This window comes from Oceanobacillus sp. FSL K6-3682, from assembly GCF_037976165.1.
GTDB lineage: Bacteria > Bacillota > Bacilli > Bacillales > Amphibacillaceae > Oceanobacillus > Oceanobacillus sojae.
The window spans coordinates 2738658-2764238 of the sequence record NZ_CP150263.1 but is presented as its reverse complement, the minus strand read 5'-3'; the positions used below and the strand labels follow the sequence as shown (position 1 = coordinate 2764238).

The window sequence follows — 25581 nt, the reverse complement described above, 5'->3', positions numbered from 1 at the left end:
ACGCAAATTGTGTGAAAAGCATTCTGTACACTGCTCTAACGGAATGTTTTTCTTCTTTCAATAGTTTTATAAACAAATTAATAGAAATCTATTAAAAAATATATTATAATGGTAAATCGTATGAGCAGATTTATATAAAATGCAATTTTAATCATAATTTGCTCTAAAAAAGAAGGATTCTGTGTATCCTTTGTAGAAACTATGTTAAGGCTATTTTTTTTGAGTATAAGAAAAAAATATGTCGAATAATGAATAATAAAGCAGCACTAGTTAAAAAAGGAGGATTTTGAACAATCTCTCTAAGAAAAATTTAGAATAGTTGGTGGTAACAATGGCTAATCAAATACCCGAACCAATTATTGAAGAAGTGAAAAAATCCAATGATATTGTCGATGTCATTGGAGAGTATATTCAATTAAAAAAACAAGGTAAAAACTATTTTGGCCTGTGTCCTTTTCATGGTGAAAATACGCCTTCCTTTTCGGTCACACAAGAGAAACAGATTTTTCGCTGCTTTGGCTGCGGAAAAGGAGGAAATGTATTTTCGTTTTTGATGGAAATGGAAAATTTCACATTTTATGAGGCACTGAAACACTTGGCTGATCGCAGCGGGGTAGAATTACCGACAACATCAATTAAAAAGGAATCATCCTTGTCTGAGGAAACAGAGCAGATGCTCTCCGCGTATGAATGGCTGACAAAATTATACCATCACCTAATAAAGTACCAAAAAGATGGGAAGGATGGGTTAGAGTATCTAAAAAGCCGCGGGATTACAAAGGAGACATTGGAAGAATTCCAAATTGGTTACGCTCCTAATAAGCGTGATTTCACTGCGAAGTTTCTTACGCAGAAAGGGTATACCAAGCCGATGCTTTTAAAGAGCGGCATTTTGGCAGGGAATGACAATAATGAAGTAATTGACCGTTTTCGCGGCAGAGTAATTTTCCCTATACGGAATGCGCTTGGGCGTACTGTCGGTTTTGGCGGCAGGTCATTGACAGGTGATGGCGGTCCTAAATATTTAAATAGTTCAGAAGGTGAGCTTTTTCAAAAAAGTAAACTTTTATATAATTTTGATTTGGCAAAGCGCCACATCAGAAAAGAAAATGAAGCTATTTTAATGGAAGGTTATATGGATGTTATTTCAGCTTATCAAGCCGGCGTTAAGAATGTTGTAGCTACAATGGGAACTGCATTGACAGAAACACAGGCAAAGCTTTTGAACCGATATGTTGATACAGTGATTATTTGTTATGACGGTGATAGTGCAGGAATAGAGGCCCGTTATAAAGCATCGCTTTTATTGCGGTCGATAGGCTGTGATGTCCGAATTGCAAATTTGGACGCAAAAGAGGATCCGGACAGCTACATCCAACAACACGGCGGGGAAGCTTTCAGGGAAAGAGTTATACGGACAAGTGACAGCTATATGAGTTTCTTTATGCGCTATCAGCGCAGACACTTTAACCTGCAGGTTGAAAGTGAGCGTATTGAATATATCGAGCGTATTTTAAAGGAACTTTCCATGATTGAGAGTGCATTGGAACGGGAATATTATATTCATGAACTGCACAAGGAATTTGACTTGTCTGTAGAAACCTTGATGAGTCAGCTGACACAGTATGACAAAAGAGTTCCTGCTGCTAAGGATAATCAAAGTAATAAGAGTTATACTAATCAATATGTATCTGTAAATAAAAAAAAATTGTATCCGGCCTATGTTAATGCTGAAAAAAGAATTTTATCCTACATGCTTCAGGATGCGTATATAGCTGAAAAAGTACAATATGAACTTGGAGCAGGATTTAATGTAAATGACCATAAAATTGTGGCAACACATTTATATGCATTTTATGAAGAAGGTAATGCACCAGATATCAGTTTATTTATGGAGAGACTGTCTGATGAACATTTGAAGAATCAAGTTATTGAATTAGCTTTGTCCAGTGATGTGCAAAACAGCACAGAAGAAGAAATTGATGATTATTTACGAATGATTCATCGGGAGGCTAATCAAAGTCAAACAAAAAAGACCTTAAAAGAGCAGCAAAAGAAAGCGGAGCGGGAAAATGATCCTTTAGAAGCTGCGCGTTTGGCAATGGAGCTGATTCAGCTGCAGAAGCAAGAAAAATGAAAATTAATTCAACAATTTGGAAGGAGGGGGACTCATGGCCGAGCAAAAACCTTCGCACATGAAAGAAACCGAACTAACATTAGAGCAAGCAAAAGAAAAATTAGTAGACATGGGTAAGAAGCGTGGTACGCTTGCTTATGAAGAAGTGGCTGATGGTTTATCTAATTTTGACATGGAACCCGAACAAATGGATGAATTTTATGAGTACCTGGAAGAACAGGGTGTCGATGTGCTAGGTGAGTCTGAGGATGACCCCGAAATGCAGAAAATCGCAAAAGAGGAAGAAATTAATCTTAATGACCTTAGTGTACCATTAGGGATTAAGATTAATGATCCAGTTCGTATGTATTTGAAAGAAATTGGCAGAGTAGATTTACTTTCTGCAGCAGAAGAAATTGAACTTGCTTCCCGAATTGAAGAAGGAGATATTGAGGCTAAAAGAAGATTAGCTGAAGCCAATCTCCGTCTTGTTGTCAGTATCGCAAAACGTTATGTTGGACGGGGAATGCTTTTCTTAGATTTAATTCAAGAAGGAAATATGGGTCTGATTAAAGCAGTTGAAAAGTTTGATTATCGCAAAGGCTTTAAATTCAGTACCTATGCAACCTGGTGGATTAGACAAGCAATTACACGTGCCATCGCCGACCAGGCGCGTACGATTCGTATTCCAGTTCATATGGTGGAAACCATTAATAAATTAATTCGTGTGCAGCGTTCCTTACTTCAGGATTTAGGACGGGAACCGACTCCAGAAGAGATTGGTGAGGAAATGGAGCTAAGTCCAGACAAAGTCCGGGATATTCTAAAAATTGCTCAAGAACCCGTATCTTTAGAGACGCCGATCGGGGAAGAAGATGATTCCCATTTAGGCGATTTTATCGAAGACCAGGAAGCTGTTTCTCCATCAGATCATGCTGCTTATGAGTTATTAAAAGAACAGCTGGAGGACGTATTGGATACTTTGACAGACAGAGAAGAAAATGTACTTCGTCTGCGCTTTGGATTAGATGATGGAAGAACAAGAACGCTTGAAGAAGTAGGAAAAGTATTTGGTGTAACCAGAGAACGTATCAGACAGATTGAAGCAAAAGCATTGCGTAAATTAAGACACCCGAGCCGAAGCAAACGATTGAAGGATTTTCTTGATTAAGCTTAAAATAGAACCTGGCTATCACAGGCTTTATACCTGCCAGCAGACTGGAATGTGCAAGTTAGACGTAAGTTGCTTGCATATTCCAGTTATTATGTGTATTAAGTTGTAAAAAAGCTAAAACGGCTATTTATTGAGTAGTGATTTTTAGATAAGGAAAGTCCCCTTATTATTGATAGTTATCTTTTGGTAAATAATTAAGCTAAAGATACAGGTGAAAATATGAATAATCAAGAAAAAAATCAATTGATTATCCAAGAGATATTAAAATGGAAAGAAAATCGTTTATTGCCGGAAGAGCAATGTGATTTTTTACTCGCATTATATACAAAAGGCGGGGAAATTGAAATCCCGAATCAAAGTGATTTAAGAAAGCAGGATGTTTCTTTATCCGTATGGAAAAAAATCCATTTCGCTTTTATTTTATTCATTTTAGTAAGCGTTATCTCTTTGGATTATTATTTCCATTCATTTTGGTATATTACGTCTGGTATTTTGAGTGTTACGTTAATTATAAATTATTTCTTTTATTCAAAAAACCGGGCGAATATTTCAAAACGGTACCGTTATTTATTTATATTTATTCAGTTTTTATATATCCTGCAGTTATCTGTCTTTATAGCTGACGCTGCCGGGTTAGGAAATTATATTAATTTTGCTATTATCTTAAATGGATGTGGCTGGATTATTTTTGGATATTTGAAAAAGCTGCCTGTATTTAAGTATGTTGGAGCTATCCTGATTATTGCTGTAATAACTTATGTCGTTTTTTTTAAATATATTGGATAAACCTTTAAAATTTTTTAGATATCGAGTAAACTAATGATAGTATTAATTTTATAATATTTGTGTTACATAAGGAGGAAGCGAAATGAAAAAGAATCCGGTTATACCATATGCTATTATTGCCGGGCTAGGGCTTATTGCAGTCATTATTATTTCAGTGATTGGTATTGATCAGAGACAAGCAATTCAAAATGCAGAAGAGAATGGTGAGGAAGCAACCGAACAAACAGAAGGGGAAGAGGGCGGAGAGTCAACCAGCGCTGACGCTGGAGAAGAAGTATTCCAAACGAATTGTTCCAGCTGTCACGGTCAAGATTTAGCAAGTGGTCCTGCGCCTGATTTAACAGAAATCGGCAGCAAGTATTCACAGGAAGAAATTGCTGAAATCGTTGAGAACGGAACCGATGCAGGTATGCCAGCCTTCCCTCAGCTTCAGGGCGATGATTTAGACGCACTTACTGAGTGGTTAAGTGAGCATCAATAATATATAATGGAAGAAATGAATGAAAGCTTTCTGATTCGTACAGAAAGCTTTTCTTATTGCAGAAATAAAGGAGAAAACGTAATGAACCAAAATATTCCGCTTTCGAACCGTTTAAAGCTGATTGCTGATTACCTGCCGCAAGGTGCTAATTTTGCAGATATCGGATCTGACCATGCGTATCTGCCTGCCTATGTCTGCCTGAGAGATAAGACAGCACGAGCTATTGCCGGAGAAGTGAACCAGGGGCCGTTAGAAAGCGCAAAAAAAACAATTCAATTGCATCAATTAAAAGAGCGGATTGATGTCCGATTAGGAGACGGTCTAGCTGTTTTAAAAGAAGGGGAAGCTCAACAAATTGTAATTGCAGGGATGGGCGGATCATTAATTACTTCCATTTTGGAAAAGAATCCGGTTATAGCTAAATCTGCTGGAAGGATTATTGCTCAGCCTAATGTCGATGCGAGAGCGGTCAGACAATGGTTGAACCAAAATGATTTTATATTGATTGCAGAGGAAATAGTGGACGAGCAAGGGCATATTTATGAAATTCTTGTTGCTGACCGTAATACGGGTGTTTCATCACCATATAACGATAATCAGCAGATAAAGGATAAACAGCTTTTATTAGGACCATATTTATTAAATGAAAAGAATAATGCTTTTATAAAAAAATGGACACTGGAGGAAGCTAATCTGAAAAGAATTATTTCTCAAATGCAACAGGCGAAGCAAGTAAATCATGAGAAAATATCTGCATTCCAAACAGAATTACACTGGATTAAGGAGGGGCTTCATCATGAAGAAACAAACACTTAAACATGCTGATTTTTTTCAAATAATGGACGGTTGGGCACCAAGAAGTCTTGCCTATCATTGGGACAATATTGGTTTACAGGTAGGACGGTTCCACGATTCAACCTCTCATATTCTGGTTACACTGGATGTTACAGAGGAAGTAGTTGATGAGGCGATCGAGAAACAGGCTAATCTGATTATTGCGCATCACCCCTTATTGTTTCAGCCTTTAAAGCAAATAAATGTTGATCATCCTAAGGGGAAGGTTGTCCAAAAACTTTTAAAGAATGATATTACTGTCTTTGCTGCGCACACCAATTTAGATGTAGCAGAAGGCGGCGTAAATGATTTATTAGGTGAAGCAGTTGGTTTGAAAAATAGGGAGCCTTTGGAAATTCTGGACCAGGAGGCACTATTTAAAATAATTGTTTTTGTTCCGGATTCTCATGTGCTGGAGTTACGTAGTGCCCTGAATGAAGGCGGAGCCGGTCAAATAGGTAATTACAGCCATTGTACCTTCCAAAGTCCCGGACAGGGCACATTTCAGCCATTAGAAGGGTCAACCCCGTATATTGGTGAGAAGAATGAGTTAGCCTATGTAGATGAGAAAAAGCTGGAAACTGTTGTGCCTAAGAGAAATCTTTCAAAGGTTATTGATGCAATTATTTCTGCTCATCCTTATGAAGAGCCTGCCTATGATATTTATCCATTGGAAAATAAAGGACAATCAGTAGGAATTGGACGCTTTGGTAGTTTAGATGAATCTGTATCGATGAAAGAATTTATTCACACCGTCAAAAAGAATTTAGATATGCCTCAAGTGCGTGTTTCTGGTAATATAGAAAAGAATGTAAAAAGAGTTGCTGTTTTAGGCGGCAGCGGAGAGAAATATGTCAGTCATGCACTCAGGAAAAAAGCAGATGTTTATATTACAGGAGATATGACATTTCACGCTGCTCAAGATGCGGAGCAGATGGGGCTGACAGTTATCGATGCCGGGCACTATATCGAGAAGATTATGAAAACAGCAACACAGAATAAGCTGATACAGGAAATTCCTGCATTCCAGTCGAAGGTTTATGTATCTGAAGTAAATACAGATCCGTTCGTATTTGTATAAAAGAGGAAGTTCTAAAAATAGATTACAAGGAGGGAAACAAATGGAAAAAACATTTGCAGAATTATCCCTGGATAGCACGATGCAAAATATTATTCAAGAGCTGGAATTTAGAAAACCGACAGAGATTCAGGAACGAGTGATTCCTTCTATTCTGGATGGCAAAAGTGTTATTGGCCAATCCAGAACAGGTTCAGGTAAATCTCACGCTTTTTTATTACCATTGTTTCAAAACCTGGATGAAAATCAAAAAAAAGTCCAGTTTGTTATTACTGCACCAACGAGAGAGCTGGCAACACAGCTGTATAACGAAGTAAGAAAAATCATTACTATTGCTGATAAGACGGAAAAATGGACAGCAAAGCTGCTTGTGGGCGGCACAGATAAACAAAAAGTGGTTGAAAAATTAAAAACGCCTCCAATGATTGTGGTAGGTACTCCTGGAAGAATATTAGATTTAGTAAAGGATGGAGCATTGTCTATATATAGCGCGGAAACCTTTGTTATTGATGAGGCAGACTTAATGCTTGATCTAGGCTTTATTGAGGAAGTTGATCAATTATTAGTACGCTCGAAACAGGAAATACAGCTGCTTGTTTTCTCAGCAACAATTCCTCAAAGACTGCAGCATTTCTTCAAAAAATATTTGAGAAATCCAGAGTATATTAAAATAGAAGAGCATTTTTCTCCAGAGACAATGGAGCATCGTCTGATTCGGAAGAAACATCGCGATGAGGCAAAGGTTATTTGGGAAATTTCTCAGACGATTCATCCTTATTTAGCGCTGATTTTTACCAATGGCAAGCAACAAGCAAATGAATTAGCAGAGGTGCTTGAGGGATACGGGTTATCTGCTGGTGTCATTCATGGCGGTTTAACTCCAAGAGAAAGAAAACGTGTCCTGAAAGAGATACAGCAGCTGCGTTATCAATATGTAGTTGCAACTGATCTGGCTTCACGGGGAATCGATATCAAGGGAGTAAGTCATGTCATTAATGCACAGCTTCCAAAAGAAGAGCATTTCTATATTCATCGTGTCGGCAGAACAGCCCGTGCCGGCTTAGAGGGGACAGCTATCAGTATATATACAGAAAATGATGCCCCTTTAATTGAAAAATTGGAACAAAAAGGCTTGGAATTCTCTTATGTAGAGGTGAAGCAGGGAGAATGGATAGAGGATAAATCCTGGAATGCGAGACAGCGCCGTAAAACCGAAGATACAAGTACAGATCGGGAAGCCTGGAAGCAGGTAAGAAAAGCTAAGAAAGTAAAACCGGGTTACAAGAAAAAGCAGAAGCAGCAGCAACAGCAAATTAAAAGACAACTGACAAAAGAACAAAGAAGGAAAAAGCGTTAGGAGGAATAAATATGGTGAAAATAGGTTCTCATGTTTCTATGAATGGTAAAAAAATGTTATTAGGCTCCAGTGAAGAGGCTGCTTCATACGGTGCAAATACATTTATGATCTATACAGGTGCACCGCAGAACACAAGAAGAAAGCCTATTGAAGAATTAAATATCGAAGCAGGCTTGGCGCATATGGAGTCCAATGGAATATCTGATATCGTTGTTCATGCGCCATACATTATTAACATTGGTAACACCGTGAAGCCAGAGACATTTGAATTGGGTGTTAATTTTCTGCGGAGTGAAATCGAGCGTACAGAGGCTCTGGGGGCGAAACAAATTGTTCTTCACCCGGGAGCTCATGTCGGTGAAGGCCCAGACAAAGGCATCCCTAAAATTATTGAAGGATTAAATGAAGTGCTTGAACAAAAAAATGATGTTCAAATTGCTCTAGAAACAATGGCTGGAAAAGGCTCTGAAATGGGACGTACATTTGAGGAGCTGGCTGAAATTATTAATGGTGTGACGCATAATGAACACCTTTCTATTTGTATGGATACCTGTCATATTCACGATGCAGGCTATGATGTTGTAAATGATTTCGATGGTGTATTGAACACTTTTGATAAAATTGTCGGTTTAGACCGGCTGAAAGTTGTGCATGTAAATGACAGTAAAAATGACCGTGGGGCACATAAAGACCGTCACGAAAACATCGGTTTTGGTTATATCGGATTTGATGCGCTTCACAAAGTTGTTCATCATCCACAGCTTAGTAACCTGCCTAAAATTCTTGAGACACCATATGTAGGCACAGATAAGAAAAATAAGAAAGCACCATATAAACATGAAATAGCTATGCTGCGTGAAGGAAATTTCCAAGAGAATTTAAAAGAAATAATTATGGAAGGCAAATAAATGTCTCTATAAATACAAAAAAGATGAGCAAATTAAAAATTGCTCATCTTTTTTGATGTTTTTAAAATAAATGCTCCAGACCATATGATTTAATAACCTCATCCATTAACTGCTGTGCCGCCAGTGCTGTTTTTTGATCCGTAATTTTCGCGAGTTCTGCCATAAAGCGGTCACGATCTGCCTGATCAAATGGATTTGGAGAAGAGACTCTTAAGTAGTTCACTATCTGATCAGCTTGTGCAGGTGTTATGGAGAAGCCATATTGGCTGCTGTAGTGTAAGATTTCACCTGAGGTTAATTTACGAAGTTTATTTTTTATCATTTCTTTTATAAAAAAAGACATAATACCGCTCCCTTTGTAGATGTATTATTCACCTTATGTTCATCCATCATGTAAATATATGCAAAGAACAAAATAATTATACCATTCTTTTCTTGCAATGCCGTATGATACCTGTTTGAAATGATTTAAATTCCGTAAACTAACCATATAAATCTAAAAGCGTATGTTCAAGAAATTCATTTTTTGTTGAACTCTTTGAACATCCTCTAAAAGTAAGGAGTTTATTTCATGAATGATAAAAATCAGGACAACAATGTCCAAGATGCACCAAATCATGGGCAAGGCCCAGAGCATGAGCATATAAATAATAAATTAGACAGTAAAAGAATGGAGGAGTTTTCAGCGGAGCTTACCGATTCTGAATTGCCGGATTTTGAAGAAGAAAAGGGCTTTAACCCAGGTACCTTGTATGGTTGGGGGAGTATTATTTTGGCTGTTATTTCTTTCTTTACCTGGCCGGTTATTCTTGGAGCTGCCAGTATTGTATTTGGCTTTGTAGCGAGAAGCAGAGGAACAAATACACTTGGTATCATAGGTATTATAGCTGGAATTCTTTCACTAATTTCTGCGTTTTTCTTTATTCCATTTCTTTCTTAGGCTGAATTTCAGCCTTTTTTTATTTTTCTTGAAACAGTGGAAAGTAATATATTTCATGTACTTGAATTTCAATTGGTGAAGTATTTGGATTTAATGATTCAAAAGCTTCCAAAATAATATCGACTGCAACGGTATACCCAGATGCAGTTTGAATTTCTTCTGTAATGCTCAATACGGTATCTCCCGGCTTTACTTTGACAGGAACCGCCTCAAACGGCGGCAATTCTGAATCAGTTTTATTTGAAAGGGAGATTCCGCTGCCAGAATGAGCTAAGTCTTGAAAAATACTTACAGCAACTAATATAATAAGAGTAATCAGGGAAATTCTACGTAAAAAACCCATAAAAAAATCTCCTTTTATGAAACTAATTATTTCATTCATACGTACATATAGTAATAGGACAATGAGAGGGTGTGAAGCGTATGGACATAGTTGAATTACAATGGATTGGATTCCTGGCTTTATTTTTCGGAACTTTATTTATATTAGGAGAAATATTCGTAAATATGCGTGGTATTTTTGGTGTATTGGGCTTAGGATTTATTACAGTTTATTTTACTGTGTATACGGAAACCAATTCGGTCTTACTGATGTTTATTATATACTTTTTAGGAATATTACTGATTATTATTGATGGGAAAGTAATTAATGATGGAACGCTGGCGACAATAGGACTGGTTTTAATGATAGTTGCTGTTGCAATGCCTCAGCCGACTTTTGCAAATGGTCTCTATGCAGTAATCAGCATCATTGTTGGTGCTTTTTCCTCCTTAGTATTCTTAAAGGTATTTAAACGGAGGGAGATGTGGACCAAAATTGCCTTAGTCGATCGACTTACAAAAGAAGAGGGCTACAGCTCGCTCAGTGCAGAATATGAAGCTCTATTAGGAGAAGAAGGAATGGCACTGACAGACTTTAGGCCATCCGGCACAATTGAAGTAAATAAAAAACACTACAGTGCCGTATCCGGAGGACGCTGGATTAAAAAGGGTACACCAATTAAAGTAGTTGCAGTAGACGGCACGAGTGTTCGTGTAGAAGAGCTGCAAGAAGATTGATTTATATAGAAATCCCTGAAGAAGGATTCACTTCATAAAAATGGAGGTGAATCCTTTATTTGTATGCATTTATTTCTAATATTATACATATTTTCATGAGAAAAACAAAAACTAAGCATCCCTTTCTCTTTGAATGTAAACAAATATTAAATCTATGTAAATTTTTCTTAATACATGTTTACATTCTCTTTAGAATCATCAATAATGAATGAGGCGCAAATTTCTACAAAAGTTTACATAAGAGGTAGAAGGGATGAAGTTTACGTGGATATCGATGTTCAGAAGTTAATTATTGAATTTATTGGAGGAATTGGTATATTCCTTATGGGGATTAAAATGATGGGAGACGGCCTCCAAAAATCTGCAGGGGACCGATTGCGGGATATTTTAGACCGGTTTACTAGCAACCCATTTTTGGGTGTACTTGCCGGTATTCTTGTAACGGTACTTATTCAAAGCAGTTCAGGAACTACAGTTTTGACTGTAGGACTTGTAAATGCAGGATTTATGACACTTAGACAGGCTATTGGTGTTATTATGGGTGCCAATATCGGTACTACTGCTACAGCATTTATTATCGGAATTGATATTGGAGAATATTCGTTACTTATTTTAGCACTTGGTGCCTTTACAATCTTTTTCTTTAAAAAGCAAAGGATTATAGCTGTAGGACAGGCATTATTTGGATTTGGTTCTTTATTCTTTGGACTCGAATTAATGAGTAGTGGAATGACACCGCTCCGTTCTTTAGATGCATTTCATGAACTGACGGTTACAATGAGTGATACGCCAATCCTGGGGGTTGTAATTGGTACAGTCTTTACTGTAATCGTACAGAGCTCAACAGCAACCATCGGTATTTTGCAGGGGTTATTTGCACAGGGTGCTATCGAGTTAGATGCAGCTATTCCAGTATTGTTTGGTGATAATATCGGTACAACGATTACAGCGGTTATAGCTAGTATTGGAACTTCTGTTGCCGCCAAACGTGCTGCATATACACATGTAACTTTTAACTTGATTGGTGCAGTTATCTTTATGATACTTCTGTTTCCATTTACAAATTTTGTGAGTTATTTAGAGACGGCATTAAATCTTAATAAGGAAATGACGATTGCTTTTGCCCATGGCAGTTATAATGTAGCAAATACCATTATTCAGTTTCCATTCATTGGCTTCTTAGCATGGTTGATTACTAAACTTGTGCCTGGGGATGATGTTGTTATTGAGTATAAGCCAAAGCATTTAGATTCCATTTTTCTTCAGCAGTCTTCTTCACTGGCGCTTGCCCAGGCTAAATTGGAAGTGGTCCGTATGGGGAAATATGCGTATCAGGGATTAGAAGAAACGCATAATTATATCACTACACAAAATCCAAAGAGTTCAGAGATGGCTCTGCAAATTGAGGGAGCACTAAATAACCTCGACCGTAAGATTACAGAGTATTTAGTGGATATTGCTTCTACCAACTTAACAGAACCTGAGAGTGTAGAGCATACCGGATTAATGAGCACTATCCGTGATATTGAACGGATCGGCGACCATTTTGAAAATGTTGTTGAGTTGGTTGACTATAAAATGTCAAATAAAGTTTCGCTGACGGAGCAAGCTATTGAAGACTTAAACAAAATGTTCGATTTAACTTATATGACAGTTAAGCAGGCTGTGGAATCCTTAGAAACGAATGATAAGGAAGCTGCTTTAGAAGTTATACAAAAAGAAGACCAAATTGACAAAATGGAACGTAAATTCCGTAAAAATCATATCATTCGAATGAATGAGGGGATTTGTAATGGAACAGCAGGTATCGTTTTTGTAGATGTTTTAAGTAATTTAGAAAGAATTGGTGATCATGCTGTAAATATTGCACAAAATGTTTTAGAAGAGCATTAATTATTAATTTGTATAAAAGACTCTGTCTGTTTATTTTTCAGGCAGAGTCTTTGTTAAATGAATGAATTTAATGGAATTCATACGAAAAGCAGCTTAATTTACTATTAACTAAAAGAAATTATATAAGTTTTAAAAGTTTTTGTTGAAATATGTTATATTACGTGCTATTATAATTCTTGCAGTCAACTTCTGATAAAAACTTTTGCAACACCGCAAAAAAAGTTGTTGACATAATCTACATAACATGATAAATTATATTTTGTTGCTAATTAAAAAACATTATTCCACAGTAGCTCAGTGGTAGAGCAATCGGCTGTTAACCGATCGGTCGTAGGTTCGAATCCTACCTGTGGAGCCATGGCGGTGTAGCTCAGCTGGCGAGAGCGTACGGTTCATACCCGTGAGGTCGGGGGTTCGATCCCCTCCGCCGCTACCAAAAAAATACATAAACTACTATTACATGGCGGTCGTGGCGAAGTGGTTAACGCACCGGATTGTGGCTCCGGCATACGTGGGTTCGATCCCCACCGGTCGCCCCATTAAAAATAGTGAAAGGACCCTTAGCTCAGTTGGTTAGAGCTATCGGCTCATAACCGATCGGTCGCAGGTTCGAGTCCTGCAGGGTCCACCATTTATTCTGCCGGGAGGTATACCCAAGTCTGGCTGAAGGGATCGGTCTTGAAAACCGACAGGCGGGTCAAACCGCGCGGGGGTTCGAATCCCTCTACCTCCTCCATACATATATTATAAAAGAATAATGCAGAGCTTTTCTATGGAAGTTCATCTTTTTGGCTTGGTAGCTCAGTCGGTAGAGCAGAGGACTGAAAATCCTTGTGTCGGCGGTTCGATTCCGTCCCGAGCCATCTTTAAAAACAAGCTTAAGGCTTGTTTTTTTATGCTCTTTTTTAATCCTCTTGTTTCCTTTGTTGAAATAGGCATTGCCTAAGATTGTGAAGAAAATCCGGTTAGATAATAACAGTTCTTTAAGGCAAAAAAGTTTCTTTAAATCAAAAATAGAAATAATCTATTTTTAAAATTGTTGTTTTATAAGGAATTGACGATAGAGGTGAGTGCAAAATATTTGCAAGAAATACTTTCCTTTGATACCTTAATAAGTGAAGAGCTTAAAAAAACATCATTTATTTAAAGGAGGAGTTACACATGGCAAAATTTGAATTACCAGAATTACCTTATGCATACGATGCATTAGAACCAACTATCGATAAAGAAACAATGAATATTCACCATACGAAGCATCACAACACCTACGTTACAAAATTAAATGATGCACTAGACGGACATGAAGATCTGCAAAATAAATCCGTAGAAGAGCTTGTCAGCGATTTAAACGCGGTTCCTGAAGACATCCGCACAGCAGTACGCAACAATGGCGGTGGACATGCTAACCATAGCTTTTTCTGGAAGACACTGTCACCAAATGGCGGCGGAGAACCTGCAGGAGAGCTGGCTGATAAAATCAACAGCAAATTCGGTTCTTTAGACAAATTTAAAGAAGAATTTGCAGCTGCAGCAGCAGGACGCTTTGGTTCTGGCTGGGCATGGCTGGTATTAAATAATGGCGAGCTTGAAATCACAAGCACACCAAACCAGGATTCACCATTAACAGAAGGCAAAACACCATTATTAGGATTGGATGTATGGGAGCATGCATACTATCTTAAATATCAAAATAAACGCCCGGAATACATTTCAGCATTCTGGAATGTAGTAAACTGGGATCAAGTAGCTAACAATTACGAAGCTGCGAAATAATAAATAATTACAAAAAGCTTGCAGAAATTTAAACTTCTGCAAGCTTTTTGTATAGATACGATTCCTTCGCTAAAAATAAAAGGAGAAGGAGTCGTTTTCTTATGCAATTACATCAGCAATATAGAAGATACAAAAACCAAAAAGATGAATACAGGGACTTGTGGATGCTACTGTTGATTGGAGTTTTATATGCAGCCGGGATCTTTTTATCAAATACTTTTGTAAATGTGTACTTATGGAAGCAATCCGGCGACTTTTTTGTGATTGCTAACTATCATTTAGCGAGCTATGTATTTCAAGCATTGTCGTTTATTTATGCAGGGAAATTATCGAAAAAAATAGATCGTATCATTATATTAAGAATCGGGATACTTTTCTTATGTTTCTTTTTTTTATTTGTTCTTTGGATTGGTGAGCTTGCAGCATATTATAATTTTATTCTCGGCTGTTTATTGGGAATAGGTTATGGTTTTTTCTGGCTGGCTTATTACCTGCTGACTTTTGAAATTACAGAACCAGATACGAGAGATTGGTTTAATGGTATTTCAGGCACACTAACGTCATTTGCAGGGATGATTGGGCCATTACTTGCAGGGTGGATGATATCAAAAATGGCTGGTGATGTTGGTTATACTGCTATTTTTATTATTTCCTTAAGCTTATTCATTGCAGCAATTGTAGCCAGCTTTTTCATCATACGTAAGGGGAGCAGAGGGAGCTTTGCTTTAGCTGCTGTTATAAATGAAAGAAAGAGAAATAAAAATTGGAAGCGTATATTACATGCTCATTTTTTCCAGGGGCTAAGGGAAGGGATATATGGTTTTTATATTACCATTTGGATTTTCCTTGTTACAAACAGTGAGCTTGTGTTAGGAGTTTTTAATTTATTTCTTTCAGGCTTATCGATCGTCTTTTATTTTGTCGCCTTAAAATGGATTAAGCCGTCTTTAAGAAAAAAAGCAATTTTGTTTGGCGGCATTCTGCTGTTCACCTCTATCTTTATTATTATTTTTGAAATGAGCCTTTTCTGGTTAATTATATATGCAGTAATTATTGGAATTGCATTTCCCATTTTAACTGTACCGTATGAATCACTTACCTATGATGTGATTGGCAGAGCCCGTATGGTAGAAGAAAGACGGGTGGAGTACATTGTTGTCCGGGAAATTTATTTAAACTTAGGCAGAATCGTTTCGATTATGGTATTTATATTCGGGATGTTTCTATTTCCGCATGATATGATTATTCCAATATTACTGATTATTTTTGGTGCAGGGCATGCGATTATTTATTTTTGTATCCGAAATATTTTTATCGGGCCAACAAAAAAACAAAAAATAGCATTAAAAGAAGATTTCACGGACGAAAAAAGTCGTTAAGTGTGGTAGAATCAAACAGTAGTATTGATAACTGAAATGTTTAAAAAGATACGTCTATAATTTAAATTTTTTTTGCTTTTTAAACAAATCATAGAATTAATGCCATATAAGGCCAAAATATATGTAAAGGGGGAGCAAAGTGGTAGACAAGAAGAAAAAGAAAAAACGGGCCCAGCTTCCGGTTCGTATGAATATCCTTTTCTTTGCCATCTTCTTATTATTTTCTGCACTCATACTTCAGTTAGGTGTTGTTCAAATTTTAAACGGGGAATCTTATCAGGAAGAAATTGAAAGAACGAATTTAGACACGACAAGTGTACCGGTGCCCCGTGGAAAAATATATGACAGGAATGGGAATATCATAGTAGATAATGAAGCCATGTATTCCATTACTTATACGCCCCCCAAAGGTGTTCAGGCAAAGGATCGCTTGAAGGTGGCTGAAACCTTAGTTAATTTCATCGATATGAGTGATAAGAAAAAAATCGATCGAATAACTGACAGAGATAAAAGAGAGTATTATTTATTACTTCATCAAGAGGAAATAGAAGAACGATTAGAAGAAGTTGATACAGAGGAGATGGATGCTTCCGAGGAATACGCTGCCACATTGGATTTAATTACCGATGAAGAAATTGCAGATTTTTCCGATGAAGAATTAGAAATTATCGCTACAAAAAAAGAACTGGATAAAGCATATGCACTGACCCCGCAGGTAGTGAAAAATGAGGGCGTAACAGCAGAGGAATATGCTGCTGTAGCTGAGCATCTGGATGAGCTTCCCGGAATCAATGCCACAACAGATTGGAATCGTGTTTATCCGAATGGAGATACGTTATCGACTATTTTAGGGAGAATTTCCACTCAGGAGCAGGGAATTCCCGCAGAGGACTTGAGTGCTTATTTGACAAAGGGTTACAGCCGAAATGACCGGGTCGGCAGAAGTGGACTGGAAGAGCAATATGAAGACTTTCTGCGCGGCCGTAAAGAGCAGATTCAGTATACGACACGTCAGAATGGGACAATTATCGGCTCCGAGACCATTGTTGAAGGAGAACGGGGCAAAGATTTAGTTTTAACAACAGACTTAGAATTCCAGCAGGAAGTTGACAAAATTGTCTTAGAGGAGCTGAAAGCAGCGAAAGCAAAGAATCCTTATGACAACCGGTATTTAACAAATGCGTATGCTGTTGTAATGAATCCGAAAACAGGAGAACTTCTTGCTGTTTCCGGTGTGAATTATGATAAGGAAAAAAATGAATATAATAATGCTTCCTACATGGCTTTATCTAATGCAACAGAACCCGGCTCCAGTATTAAAGGGGCAACTATACTTGCCGGATATGATGCGGAGGTTATTTCACCTGGAACAACTTTCTATGATGCACCAATAACATTGGCAGGAGGCTTAACAAAAAAATCTGTATCATCTATGGGAAGTGTAGATGACCTGAATGCATTAAAGCGGTCTTCCAACGTTTATATGTTCTATGTTGCCCTGCGTCTGGGTGGAGATTACCGTCATCCATTGCCTAATAATGCCACATTAAATATAAATAAGGCTGAGACATTGCAGACCCTGCAAAATTATTTCAATCAATTTGGCTTAGGGGCATCGACAGGAATAGATTTTCCAGATGAAAGTACCGGAGTAAGAGGTCAGACACCAGAAAACCCAGGTAATATTCTTGACTTCGCAATCGGTCAGTATGATACGTATACCACCCTGCAGCTCGCACAATATGTATCCACCATTGCCAACGACGGTTACCGTGTCCAGCCGCACTTTTTAAAAGAAGCCCGTGATCCCATTGCCTCTTTAGACGAGCTTGGACCATTGTATTATACGAAAAATACAACGGTAATGAACCGGATTAATATGACAAATGATGAAATCAGCCGTGTGCAGGAGGGCTTCCGCCGTGTGTTTCAAGAAAGTGGAGGAACAGGATACAGTTATTTTGGTAAAAAATCATATAATCCAGCTGGGAAAACAGGTACAGCCCAGACCTCCGTATATGAAGATGGACAGAAGCTGGCTGATCTCAATAACCTGACAATGGTCGGCTATGCACCGTTTGATGACCCTGAAGTTGCCTTTGCAGTTGTTGTACCAAGTGTAGGAATAGGTGCAGGGGACGGGGTTAATGGTAAAATTGCTTCGAGGATTTTAGATGCCTACTTCGATATCAAAGAAGATCATGATGAAGAAGCAGCTGATTCTTCTGATGAATAGCGAAAAGGACGAATAGGAGACTTTCACCCTTTAATTTGGGTGAGAGTTTTTTATGTACAAGCTTTATTTATTGTATTGTAATTGACTATGGGGCTTCTGCAGATTGAAGTTGTCTTTCAAACAAAAAATGAGCAGCTCTAGATTGAGCAGCTCATTTTTTTATTAAATCATATTTATTCTGAGTAGGTAGTAATAATGTCACCAATTTCATCGAAAGACATTTCGCTGTCCACTTCATAAGTTCCAGGCTTTACGCTCCCGCTTAAATCATTGTCTTCCAAGAAATCATTAAAATCTCTTGCATCATCAATAATCCCGGCATCTTCTAAAGCATCACTGATGTTAGAAGGGGGCGCACCATTTTCTAATGTAATTTCAACGTCAATTACATCTGAGTCTTCGGAGGATTCTTCATCTTCATTACCTTCATCATTATTGTCTTCCTCGTCTGCATTTTCGTTGCCTTCTTCGTCATTACTATTTTCATCATTGTTGTCTTCATTTTCATCAGAATCATTGTTTGAATCTGATTCATTATCGGCTTCAGAGTCATCTTCTGCATTTCCATCAGAATCAACCTCGTCAGCTGCTTCTCTATTCACGCTATATGCAATATATTCGTCTTGTGTTAATACAGCATACCCTTGATTTTCCAGTGCAGAAATCAATTCATCCGGTTCCATATCCTCGAGGCTGCCCGAGGATTGATTACCAAATATATATATAGCGAGAAGCAGGAGACCGCTTGTCAACAAACCGACAGCAAACGCTCTAACATGTTGTTTCATGATAATACTCCTCTAATTATTATTTTTAAGATCAGACGGTGATGCTTCATCAGATATGTTTTGAGGCAATAATTCTTCTTCTAAAACAGAAACCTTCTTCTTTAACTGGTATGTATCTTGCATCGTAGTAATGGACAATTGTTCTAGCTGGCTTTCGACTTCTTCCAGACGGTCGTTAATAAAGAATGATAGAATAAATAGAACAATCCCAATGACGACAACTGCCAAAATGGCAAATAGCATTTTTATTTCCCTCCCTTTATGAGGATGTTCAAAAAGTCCCCAAATGATAAGCTGCGAATCTCTGCGTTGACGCGTTTTTTACGATACTCACGTATTAAAAAGCATAGAAGAACTTCTGTTAAAATCGTCCACGTCCTGTGGACAACACAGAAGCCACCACATCCTGTGGAAGTCTGTTCGTAAAAACCACGTCGTCTTGATCTTCTTGCTTCTAATTTAGAAACTTTTTGAACACGCACTTTATGTATCATTTATAGTTATACCATAAATTAAAAGAAGTGACTATGCTAAAAGCACGATAAATCATGACAGGGAGTTGCTTTAACCCTGATAAAACATGGGGCGAAAAGTTTTATCATGTTTTTGGTATAATCCTTCTTGATAAATAGATGAAACTTTGATAATATAATTAAAGTCTGTACAGTTATGTAAAAAGGCAAGTTGAAAAGTTTGGAGGGATAGATATGCGCGTAAATATAACGTTAGCTTGCACGGAAACAGGAGATCGTAATTATATTTCTACAAAAAACAAACGTACAAATCCTGAGCGTATTGAGCTTATGAAATACTCACCACGTCTTAAAAAACATACCCTACACCGTGAAACAAAATAAGCAATCATGAAAACTCTTATCTGATGTTAGTTGGATAAGAGTTTTTTTGCAGACAGAGGTGAAATATGATATGTCAGAAAAAAAGATATTACGGCAAAAAATGCTGAAAGAACTGAGTCTTTTGTCGAAGCTGGATCGAAAAAAAGTGGAAACAGGACAGCAGAAGCAATTATTTACAACTCCAGCATTTCAAAATGCCAGAACGATAGGAATTACTATTTCCACAGAAATAGAATGGGATACATATACAATCATTGAAAAGGCCAGGAGAGAAGGAAAGATAATAGCCTCACCGAAATGTGTGGTAAAAACGAGAGAAATGTACTACTATGCCTGGAATCATCAAAAACAAATCCAGACAGGTTACGCAGGTATAAAAGAACCGATCCCCAAAAAAACAAAGCGGATTCTACATTCAGATATCGATTTATTGATTGTGCCAGGAGTGGTTTTTGACACGGATGGTTATCGTATTGGCTATGGCGGCGGATATTATGACAGAATGCTTGCTGATTATTCAGGAGCGACAATCTCGCTTTGCAGTGAACGGCAATTAATCCAGCAAATTCCCCGGGAAAGCTATGATCTGTCTGTAGAACAGATTATTACAGAAGAACGTACCATAGATACGGCCAGACAGAATAGCTAATCTTTAATGTATAAGATTTCTCCCTTCGTTGAAAATAATTGATGTAGAAGAGTCTCTAATCACATCAATTATTAAAAGGGAGGTAAGAAAGATGATGCGCATGTTCTTTACAGCAGCGATGGTTATATCCACTATTTTTATACTTATGAAATGGAAGTACCGGATTTTAAACGGCTTCTTAAATTGGAAGCAGGGAAGAAAGTATTTAGTTCCAATTATTGCAAACATTATTTTATGGAAAAAGAAAAAGGAAGCGGTTTAAATTATCTATATGCATTATAAAAGACACTGCTTATAATAAAATATTCCCTCTTTGCCGGCAAATATAAAAAGAAAACATAAAGCGACGAACTTAATAGGGCGAGTAATTGCAGCCCAGTACCAGCTTCATCAATTTTTATGAGACGGGCAGTTGCAATTCTGGACAATGAGCAAATAAAATATCCTGCTGGCGGCTCTTCCGTTTGATCATAGTTGCGCATAATTAGAAACATTTGGTATGCTTCAAAGAGGGGAGGTTGATTTATGGACGTACATATGCAATATAGAGCGTATGAGCTGGTGAGGAAATTGACAGAGCAAGGGTTCCGGATTATTGCAGGAGACTATAAAACGGATGAAGTCTGGATGGAACGGAAAGCAGGCGGAAAATCTGATATTATTCGTGTAAAACCGCAAACCTTTGATTGGTCTAACCAATTACGGCAGGATTCGCAGACTGCTTATCAGCAAATGCAGCGGATAAGGCAAGCTATCGCAAGTGTTAATGCTGAACTATATTTAATATACATAGCTGAAGAACATCCGGTTGATGAATGGGAAGAATTGAAAAAACCGTTTGGTGAAGGAAATAAAAAATCGCCAAGAATGCACATATATTATCTGGATAGAGAAGATGAAGAAAGTGAAATCAATCTCTTAAGTCAGGATTTAAATATTTCATTGAGCGGTGAAGACAAAAGAAATTTAGATGATACGGAAAAAGAGGTAACAGCAAATCATATGAAAAATACGCTGTTCCAAAAAATCCAAGAAGAGCAAGAGAACCGTAAGAAAATATTTTCATTTTCCACTCCGCTGTTTACTTACATATTAATCGCTTTAAATATAGTTATTTTTATTCTTCAAATCACAAGAGGGAATATAGAAAATACACAGCACTTAATTGATATGGGAGCAAACTTTAACCTTCTTGTCATGGAGGGAGAGTGGTGGAGATTTTTCAGCTCGATGTTTTTACATCTTAACTTTCTCCATCTGATTATGAATATGCTTGCTCTGTATTATCTGGGAACTGCGATTGAACGAATATTCGGGAGAACCCGTTTTCTTTTTATCTATTTTCTTGGCGGGCTGGCAGGTTCCATAGCAAGCTTTGCTACCTCCATTAATGTATCAGTAGGGGCATCAGGTGCTATATTTGCATTGTTTGGTGCGCTTCTTTTATTCGGGCTTATCTATAAGCAAATATTCTTTCAAACAATGGGTATGAATATTATTCTTATTTTAGGAGTAAATCTTCTGCTCGGATTCACTGTTCCAGAAATCGATATGGGAGCACATCTTGGCGGATTAGCCGGCGGATTTTTAATTGCTGCAGCCGTTTATGTGCCAAATAAAAAAAATCAAAAGAATCAGCTGCTGGGACTTATCGGTTTTATCATTCTCAGTATCGGATTATTCATCTATGGATGGTCATTTAATTCATCATCTCCAGAAATGAAATTAATTGAAGCAGAAACACTCATAGAGGATGAGAATTTTAGTGAGATTATTTCAGTAACAACGGAAGCACTTGATGAAACAACGGATTCAGAGCTGATACCTTATCTTCTTTTCCACCGTTCTTACGCTTATATTCAAGAGTTAGAATTTGCAAAAGCGATAGAGGATTTAGAAGCGGCTATTCAATATGACGAAAGAATACCGGAAATGTATCATAATCTGGCAATTTTATACTCACAGCAAGGAGCAAGTACTCAAGAAATTGAAGACATTATTAATGAAGGATTAGAGCAATTCCCGGGTAATGAAGAATTATCGAATATAAAAAATAAATTACAATCTTATTAAGATGAAAACCAGGCTGAGGAAACAGAAATGCAGCCTGGTTTTTGTATACCTTAAAGAGGAAGTTCAAAAAGTCCAAAAAAATGATACGGCGAATTTCTGCGTTGACGAGCTTTTTCCGATACTCACGTATTTAAAAGCATAGAGGAACTTCTGTTAAGAGCGTCCACGTCCTGTGGACAACACAGAAGTCATCACATCCTGTGAAAGTCCGTTCGGAAAAAGCTCATCGCCTTGAACTTCTTGATCCTTTTTATCGTACTGTTTGAACACGTATTTAAATTGAATGGAATGTATAGTTTTTATCTGGTGATATAAACTATCTACATCCTACTGTATTAAGGTGATAAAAGTGACTGATAAAATGAAAAAAGTAGATACAAGCCTCAAAACAAACGTTTCTTATCTAAAGTCTTATTTAGCAGTTGATAAAAGCTTTGACCTGATTTACCTGGATTTGAATTATGCTGGTAAAGATATGGCTATGTTTATGGTTGATGGATTTGTCAAAGATGATATGATGCTGTTTATCATGCAGTCCCTGCAAAGGCTGCGTCCAGATGAGCTGGATACAGATACATTACAGAAATTAATGAAAAGAGATATTCCTTTTATAGAAATAGAAGCATTAGAAGATATGAATAAACTGGTTGATTTTATTCTTTCGGGAGCAACGGTTTTATTCGTAGAAGACTTAGATAAAGCAATTGTAATTGATGCAAGGACATATCCGGCACGGTCACCTGAAGAGCCTGATTTAGAAAGAGTGGTCCGGGGACCGCGTGATGGGTTTGTGGAAACGCTTGTATTTAATACTGCGCTGACAAGACGCCGGGTTAGGGATCGTTCTCTCAGGATGGAGTTCACGCAGGTTGGCAGGCGCTCTAAAACGGATGTTGTTATCAGTTATATAGAAGATATAGCAGATTCTAAACAAGTGGAGAAGCTGAAAGAATTGATTGATGGTATAGATACAGACGGGCTTCCTATGGCAGAAAAGACGATTGAAGAATTTTTCAGTCACCGTTATTGGAACCCGTATCCGGCAGTCCGGTATACTGAAAGGCCAGATACGGTTGCATCCCATCTTTTTGAGGGGCATGTAGTCTTGATTATTGATGGATCGCCAAGTGCGATGATTACACAAACAACTTTCTGGCAGCATTTGCAGCATGCAGAAGAATATCGGCAAAAACCAAGTGTTGGAGCATATTTACGAATTGTTCGATTTATTGCCATATTTCTTTCTCTTGTGCTTTTACCGCTCTATTATTTATTTTCTGTACAGCCTGAACTTCTGCCGCCAGCGTATTCGTTTATAGGACCGGAGGATTCAGGGGTCATCCCGTTATTGGTTCAATTTCTAATTGCTGAATTAGGGCTCGATGTTTTAAGAATGGCATCTATCCACACACCATCTGCACTTGGAACAGCCCTTGGCCTGGTTGCAGCAATTATGATTGGTGAAGTTTCTGTAGAGGTCGGCTGGTTTTCGCATGAGGTTGTTTTATACATTGCTACTGCAGCGATCGGTTCTTATGCAACACCAAGCTATGAATTAAGTATGGCAAATCGTCTTGTCCGCTTATTTTTATTATTTTCGACAGCTTTATTTGGCGTGAGCGGTTATGTTATTGGTGTAACTGTCTGGCTGTTATTTTTAATAAAGATGAGAACGCTGGATACACCTTATTTTTGGCCGTTAGTGCCATTTTCAGCTAAGAATATGCGTGATACATTTATCCGCTTTCCATTACCGGAAAGGCATCTGAGACCATCTATATTACGACCAAAAGATCCAGATCGTTAATTTGATCTGGATCTTATTCTCATTTCCCATTTGATTGCCCATTTGATATAATACTCTTGGTGATAACATGCAGAATATACATGATGTAAGGAAACTGCTGATGAAGTTTGGAACTTTCATCTATACGACAGACCGGTTAGGCGATTTAGAATTAATGATGATGGAAATAAATGAATTATATGAGTGGAAATTTATCAGCAGTCAGCAATTCCAGCAAGCGGTATTGCTCATAAAAAAAGAAAGCAGAGAATATAAAAAGGGGACGAAAATAAATGAATGAATTATTAACAGGAGTAGATATTGGGGGAACTTCAGTAAAAATAGGATTCATTACAAAAGAGGGAAAAATTCTAGAAAAGTGGGAAATACCAACAGATTTAACAAACGAAGGTGCGAATATTATCTCTGATATTTGGGAAAGTATTGAATCGAAATTACAGGTATCATCATTAGATGCTTCTTCCATTAAAGGAATAGGTGTCGGGGCACCGGGATTTGTAGATGCCCATGCAGGTATTATTACAGAAGCGGTCAATATTGGATGGAAAGATATCCATTTAGCGGAAGAACTTGAAAAATTGGCTGGGGTGCCTGTATATGCTGAAAATGATGCTAATATTGCTGTATTAGGAGAAAATTGGGTTGGTGCAGGAAATCAATCCAGGAATTTAATAGCAATTACATTAGGAACAGGTGTCGGCGGCGGGATTATCGCAAACGGCTCTATTTTAAATGGTGTTAATGGCATGGCCGGCGAAGTAGGCCACATTGAAGTGATGGAAAATGGTTATCCATGTAACTGCGGTAAAAAAGGCTGTTTAGAAACCATTGCTTCTGCAACAGGAATTGTCAGACAGGCAATGGAGAAGATACACACTAATCCAGAATCACTTCTGACGAAATTATTTCAGACAGAAGGGCGTATTTCTGCCCAGAATGTTTTTGAATTAGCCAAGCAGGGAGATCAGGCCTCTACAGAAATTATTGAATATACAACGGACGTTTTAGGAAAAGCAATGGCAAATATGTCAATGATTATAAATCCTTCCAATATTTTAATAGGCGGTGGCGTTTCTAATGCAGGAGATTATTTGATTGATGCTTTGACAAAAGCTTTCAGAAAGCATGCGCTGCCTAGAGTAAGTGAAGTTTGTACTATTAAAACTTGCCAGCTTGGTAATGATGCGGGTATTATTGGAGGAGCATATTTAGTATATGAGAATTACAGTTAATTGATTTTCAGACTTGATTTTTTTTGAATATCTACTAAAATAGTAATTTATGAACGGGTAATTAAATAAAATGATTAAATGTGAAACCTTTTTTCTTGTAAAACCGTTATACAAGATGTACAATTTTTTAATTGCAGGTTTACATTAGTTAATAAAATGGG

At 37.5% G+C, this 25581-nt stretch carries 25 protein-coding genes and 6 tRNA genes; 27 read left to right on the top strand and 4 right to left on the bottom strand.

Annotated features, from left to right (window positions below; genetic code table 11):
- The first annotated feature begins 331 nt into the window (after positions 1–331).
- From dnaG to MHH51_RS13805, 8 genes are all read left to right on the top strand, one after another.
- Entirely contained in the window at positions 332–2137 is a 1806-nt protein-coding gene (dnaG, locus tag MHH51_RS13840) for a DNA primase (RefSeq protein WP_339282331.1), read from the top strand.
- A gap of 34 nt (positions 2138–2171) precedes the next feature.
- On the top strand, positions 2172–3287 hold the full coding sequence (gene rpoD / locus MHH51_RS13835) for an RNA polymerase sigma factor RpoD (protein ID WP_147209429.1): 1116 nt from the start codon (positions 2172–2174) through the stop codon (positions 3285–3287).
- A 222-nt stretch (positions 3288–3509) separates the two neighbouring features.
- Entirely contained in the window at positions 3510–4076 is a 567-nt protein-coding gene (locus MHH51_RS13830; RefSeq protein WP_339282330.1) for a hypothetical protein, read from the top strand.
- A gap of 82 nt (positions 4077–4158) precedes the next feature.
- Positions 4159–4557, top strand: coding sequence for a cytochrome c (locus MHH51_RS13825; RefSeq protein WP_147209427.1), 399 nt, complete (start codon positions 4159–4161; stop codon positions 4555–4557).
- Positions 4558–4638: 81 nt separating this feature from the next.
- On the top strand, positions 4639–5373 hold the full coding sequence (locus MHH51_RS13820) for a class I SAM-dependent methyltransferase (protein WP_339282329.1): 735 nt from the start codon (positions 4639–4641) through the stop codon (positions 5371–5373).
- Positions 5354–6472, top strand: a complete 1119-nt coding sequence (locus MHH51_RS13815; RefSeq protein WP_339282328.1) for a Nif3-like dinuclear metal center hexameric protein — start codon at positions 5354–5356, stop codon at positions 6470–6472. The genes MHH51_RS13820 and MHH51_RS13815 overlap by 20 nt, the downstream gene beginning before the upstream one ends.
- 40 nt (positions 6473–6512) lie before the next feature.
- Positions 6513–7826 (top strand): DEAD/DEAH box helicase, encoded by a 1314-nt coding sequence (locus MHH51_RS13810; protein ID WP_147209424.1) that lies wholly within the window; start codon positions 6513–6515, stop codon positions 7824–7826.
- An 11-nt stretch (positions 7827–7837) separates the two neighbouring features.
- Positions 7838–8734, top strand: a complete 897-nt coding sequence (locus tag MHH51_RS13805) for a deoxyribonuclease IV (protein ID WP_147209423.1) — start codon at positions 7838–7840, stop codon at positions 8732–8734.
- 61 nt (positions 8735–8795) lie between these two features.
- Here the strand turns inward: MHH51_RS13805 and MHH51_RS13800 are convergent, their stop codons facing one another.
- A complete protein-coding gene (locus tag MHH51_RS13800; protein ID WP_147209422.1) occupies positions 8796–9077 on the bottom strand; it encodes a DUF2624 domain-containing protein in 282 nt (93 codons plus the stop codon).
- A gap of 228 nt (positions 9078–9305) precedes the next feature.
- Here MHH51_RS13800 and MHH51_RS13795 point away from each other — a divergent pair, with 228 nt between their 5' ends.
- Positions 9306–9674: a hypothetical protein gene (locus MHH51_RS13795; protein ID WP_147209421.1), complete on the top strand. Its 369-nt coding sequence runs from the start codon at positions 9306–9308 to the stop codon at positions 9672–9674.
- A gap of 19 nt (positions 9675–9693) precedes the next feature.
- Here MHH51_RS13795 and MHH51_RS13790 read toward each other — a convergent pair whose 3' ends face one another.
- On the bottom strand, positions 9694–10017 hold the full coding sequence (locus tag MHH51_RS13790; RefSeq protein ID WP_147209420.1) for a hypothetical protein: 324 nt from the start codon (positions 10015–10017) through the stop codon (positions 9694–9696).
- A gap of 80 nt (positions 10018–10097) precedes the next feature.
- Between MHH51_RS13790 and MHH51_RS13785 the strand changes: the two genes are divergently transcribed.
- The 11 genes from MHH51_RS13785 to MHH51_RS13735 all read left to right on the top strand — a co-directional run bounded on the left by MHH51_RS13785 (position 10098) and on the right by MHH51_RS13735 (position 18014).
- On the top strand, positions 10098–10733 hold the full coding sequence (locus MHH51_RS13785; RefSeq protein ID WP_147209419.1) for an NfeD family protein: 636 nt from the start codon (positions 10098–10100) through the stop codon (positions 10731–10733).
- 264 nt (positions 10734–10997) lie between these two features.
- Entirely contained in the window at positions 10998–12626 is a 1629-nt protein-coding gene (locus tag MHH51_RS13780) for a Na/Pi cotransporter family protein (protein WP_147209418.1), read from the top strand.
- A 283-nt stretch (positions 12627–12909) separates the two neighbouring features.
- A tRNA-Asn gene (locus MHH51_RS13775) sits at positions 12910–12984 on the top strand.
- Position 12985: 1 nt separating this feature from the next.
- Positions 12986–13062 (top strand) — tRNA-Met (locus MHH51_RS13770).
- A 27-nt stretch (positions 13063–13089) separates the two neighbouring features.
- Positions 13090–13165 (top strand) — tRNA-His (locus MHH51_RS13765).
- 15 nt (positions 13166–13180) lie between these two features.
- A tRNA-Ile gene (locus tag MHH51_RS13760) sits at positions 13181–13257 on the top strand.
- A 12-nt stretch (positions 13258–13269) separates the two neighbouring features.
- Positions 13270–13362 (top strand) — tRNA-Ser (locus MHH51_RS13755).
- Between the two features lie 54 nt (positions 13363–13416).
- A tRNA-Phe gene (locus MHH51_RS13750) sits at positions 13417–13489 on the top strand.
- A gap of 298 nt (positions 13490–13787) precedes the next feature.
- Entirely contained in the window at positions 13788–14399 is a 612-nt protein-coding gene (gene sodA / locus MHH51_RS13745) for a superoxide dismutase SodA (RefSeq protein ID WP_339282327.1), read from the top strand.
- A gap of 101 nt (positions 14400–14500) precedes the next feature.
- Positions 14501–15778, top strand: a complete 1278-nt coding sequence (locus tag MHH51_RS13740) for an MFS transporter (protein ID WP_147210362.1) — start codon at positions 14501–14503, stop codon at positions 15776–15778.
- A gap of 139 nt (positions 15779–15917) precedes the next feature.
- Positions 15918–18014, top strand: a complete 2097-nt coding sequence (locus tag MHH51_RS13735) for a penicillin-binding protein 2 (RefSeq protein WP_339282326.1) — start codon at positions 15918–15920, stop codon at positions 18012–18014.
- Between the two features lie 173 nt (positions 18015–18187).
- On the opposite strand, the gene MHH51_RS13730 is transcribed toward MHH51_RS13735, so the two are convergent.
- Both MHH51_RS13730 and MHH51_RS13725 read right to left on the bottom strand, forming a co-directional pair.
- Positions 18188–18802, bottom strand: a complete 615-nt coding sequence (locus MHH51_RS13730) for a hypothetical protein (RefSeq protein WP_156987635.1) — start codon at positions 18800–18802, stop codon at positions 18188–18190.
- 12 nt (positions 18803–18814) lie between these two features.
- Positions 18815–19045 (bottom strand): hypothetical protein, encoded by a 231-nt coding sequence (locus tag MHH51_RS13725; protein WP_339282325.1) that lies wholly within the window; start codon positions 19043–19045, stop codon positions 18815–18817.
- Positions 19046–19509: 464 nt separating this feature from the next.
- Here MHH51_RS13725 and rpmG point away from each other — a divergent pair, with 464 nt between their 5' ends.
- The 7 genes from rpmG to MHH51_RS13690 all read left to right on the top strand — a co-directional run bounded on the left by rpmG (position 19510) and on the right by MHH51_RS13690 (position 25420).
- Complete coding sequence (rpmG, locus tag MHH51_RS13720; protein ID WP_017797039.1) at positions 19510–19659, top strand: 50S ribosomal protein L33; 150 nt, start codon at positions 19510–19512, stop codon at positions 19657–19659.
- A gap of 70 nt (positions 19660–19729) precedes the next feature.
- The gene (locus MHH51_RS13715) at positions 19730–20308 is read left to right on the top strand and encodes a 5-formyltetrahydrofolate cyclo-ligase (protein ID WP_339282324.1); all 579 of its coding nucleotides are present in this window, start codon (positions 19730–19732) and stop codon (positions 20306–20308) included.
- A 91-nt stretch (positions 20309–20399) separates the two neighbouring features.
- Entirely contained in the window at positions 20400–20570 is a 171-nt protein-coding gene (locus MHH51_RS13710; protein WP_339282323.1) for a hypothetical protein, read from the top strand.
- A 263-nt stretch (positions 20571–20833) separates the two neighbouring features.
- Positions 20834–22381 (top strand): rhomboid family intramembrane serine protease, encoded by a 1548-nt coding sequence (locus MHH51_RS13705; RefSeq protein WP_339282322.1) that lies wholly within the window; start codon positions 20834–20836, stop codon positions 22379–22381.
- A gap of 361 nt (positions 22382–22742) precedes the next feature.
- Positions 22743–24188 carry a spore germination protein gene (locus MHH51_RS13700; RefSeq protein WP_147210537.1) on the top strand — a complete coding sequence of 482 codons (1446 nt, stop codon included), beginning with the start codon at positions 22743–22745 and terminating at the stop codon, positions 24186–24188.
- A gap of 67 nt (positions 24189–24255) precedes the next feature.
- Positions 24256–24468 carry a YqgQ family protein gene (locus MHH51_RS13695; RefSeq protein WP_147210368.1) on the top strand — a complete coding sequence of 71 codons (213 nt, stop codon included), beginning with the start codon at positions 24256–24258 and terminating at the stop codon, positions 24466–24468.
- On the top strand, positions 24461–25420 hold the full coding sequence (locus MHH51_RS13690; protein ID WP_147210369.1) for an ROK family glucokinase: 960 nt from the start codon (positions 24461–24463) through the stop codon (positions 25418–25420). The genes MHH51_RS13695 and MHH51_RS13690 overlap by 8 nt, the downstream gene beginning before the upstream one ends.
- Positions 25421–25581: the final 161 nt, after the last annotated feature.

Excerpts from the sequence above, each read along its gene's own strand:
- dnaG (WP_339282331.1), top strand. The coding sequence starts at position 332 with ATGGCTAATCAAATACCCGAACCAATTATTGAAGAAGTGAAAAAATCC.
- rpoD (WP_147209429.1), top strand. The coding sequence starts at position 2,172 with ATGGCCGAGCAAAAACCTTCGCACATGAAAGAAACCGAACTAACATTA.
- MHH51_RS13830 (WP_339282330.1), top strand. The coding sequence starts at position 3,510 with ATGAATAATCAAGAAAAAAATCAATTGATTATCCAAGAGATATTAAAA.
- MHH51_RS13825 (WP_147209427.1), top strand. The coding sequence starts at position 4,159 with ATGAAAAAGAATCCGGTTATACCATATGCTATTATTGCCGGGCTAGGG.
- MHH51_RS13820 (WP_339282329.1), top strand. The coding sequence starts at position 4,639 with ATGAACCAAAATATTCCGCTTTCGAACCGTTTAAAGCTGATTGCTGAT.
- MHH51_RS13815 (WP_339282328.1), top strand. The coding sequence starts at position 5,354 with ATGAAGAAACAAACACTTAAACATGCTGATTTTTTTCAAATAATGGAC.
- MHH51_RS13810 (WP_147209424.1), top strand. The coding sequence starts at position 6,513 with ATGGAAAAAACATTTGCAGAATTATCCCTGGATAGCACGATGCAAAAT.
- MHH51_RS13805 (WP_147209423.1), top strand. The coding sequence starts at position 7,838 with ATGGTGAAAATAGGTTCTCATGTTTCTATGAATGGTAAAAAAATGTTA.
- MHH51_RS13800 (WP_147209422.1), bottom strand. The coding sequence starts at position 9,077 with ATGTCTTTTTTTATAAAAGAAATGATAAAAAATAAACTTCGTAAATTA.
- MHH51_RS13795 (WP_147209421.1), top strand. The coding sequence starts at position 9,306 with ATGAATGATAAAAATCAGGACAACAATGTCCAAGATGCACCAAATCAT.
- MHH51_RS13790 (WP_147209420.1), bottom strand. The coding sequence starts at position 10,017 with ATGGGTTTTTTACGTAGAATTTCCCTGATTACTCTTATTATATTAGTT.
- MHH51_RS13785 (WP_147209419.1), top strand. The coding sequence starts at position 10,098 with ATGGACATAGTTGAATTACAATGGATTGGATTCCTGGCTTTATTTTTC.
- sodA (WP_339282327.1), top strand. The coding sequence starts at position 13,788 with ATGGCAAAATTTGAATTACCAGAATTACCTTATGCATACGATGCATTA.
- MHH51_RS13740 (WP_147210362.1), top strand. The coding sequence starts at position 14,501 with ATGCAATTACATCAGCAATATAGAAGATACAAAAACCAAAAAGATGAA.
- MHH51_RS13730 (WP_156987635.1), bottom strand. The coding sequence starts at position 18,802 with ATGAAACAACATGTTAGAGCGTTTGCTGTCGGTTTGTTGACAAGCGGT.
- MHH51_RS13725 (WP_339282325.1), bottom strand. The coding sequence starts at position 19,045 with ATGCTATTTGCCATTTTGGCAGTTGTCGTCATTGGGATTGTTCTATTT.
- rpmG (WP_017797039.1), top strand. The coding sequence starts at position 19,510 with ATGCGCGTAAATATAACGTTAGCTTGCACGGAAACAGGAGATCGTAAT.
- MHH51_RS13715 (WP_339282324.1), top strand. The coding sequence starts at position 19,730 with ATGTCAGAAAAAAAGATATTACGGCAAAAAATGCTGAAAGAACTGAGT.
- MHH51_RS13710 (WP_339282323.1), top strand. The coding sequence starts at position 20,400 with ATGATGCGCATGTTCTTTACAGCAGCGATGGTTATATCCACTATTTTT.
- MHH51_RS13705 (WP_339282322.1), top strand. The coding sequence starts at position 20,834 with ATGGACGTACATATGCAATATAGAGCGTATGAGCTGGTGAGGAAATTG.
- MHH51_RS13700 (WP_147210537.1), top strand. The coding sequence starts at position 22,743 with ATGAAAAAAGTAGATACAAGCCTCAAAACAAACGTTTCTTATCTAAAG.
- MHH51_RS13695 (WP_147210368.1), top strand. The coding sequence starts at position 24,256 with ATGCAGAATATACATGATGTAAGGAAACTGCTGATGAAGTTTGGAACT.
- MHH51_RS13690 (WP_147210369.1), top strand. The coding sequence starts at position 24,461 with ATGAATGAATTATTAACAGGAGTAGATATTGGGGGAACTTCAGTAAAA.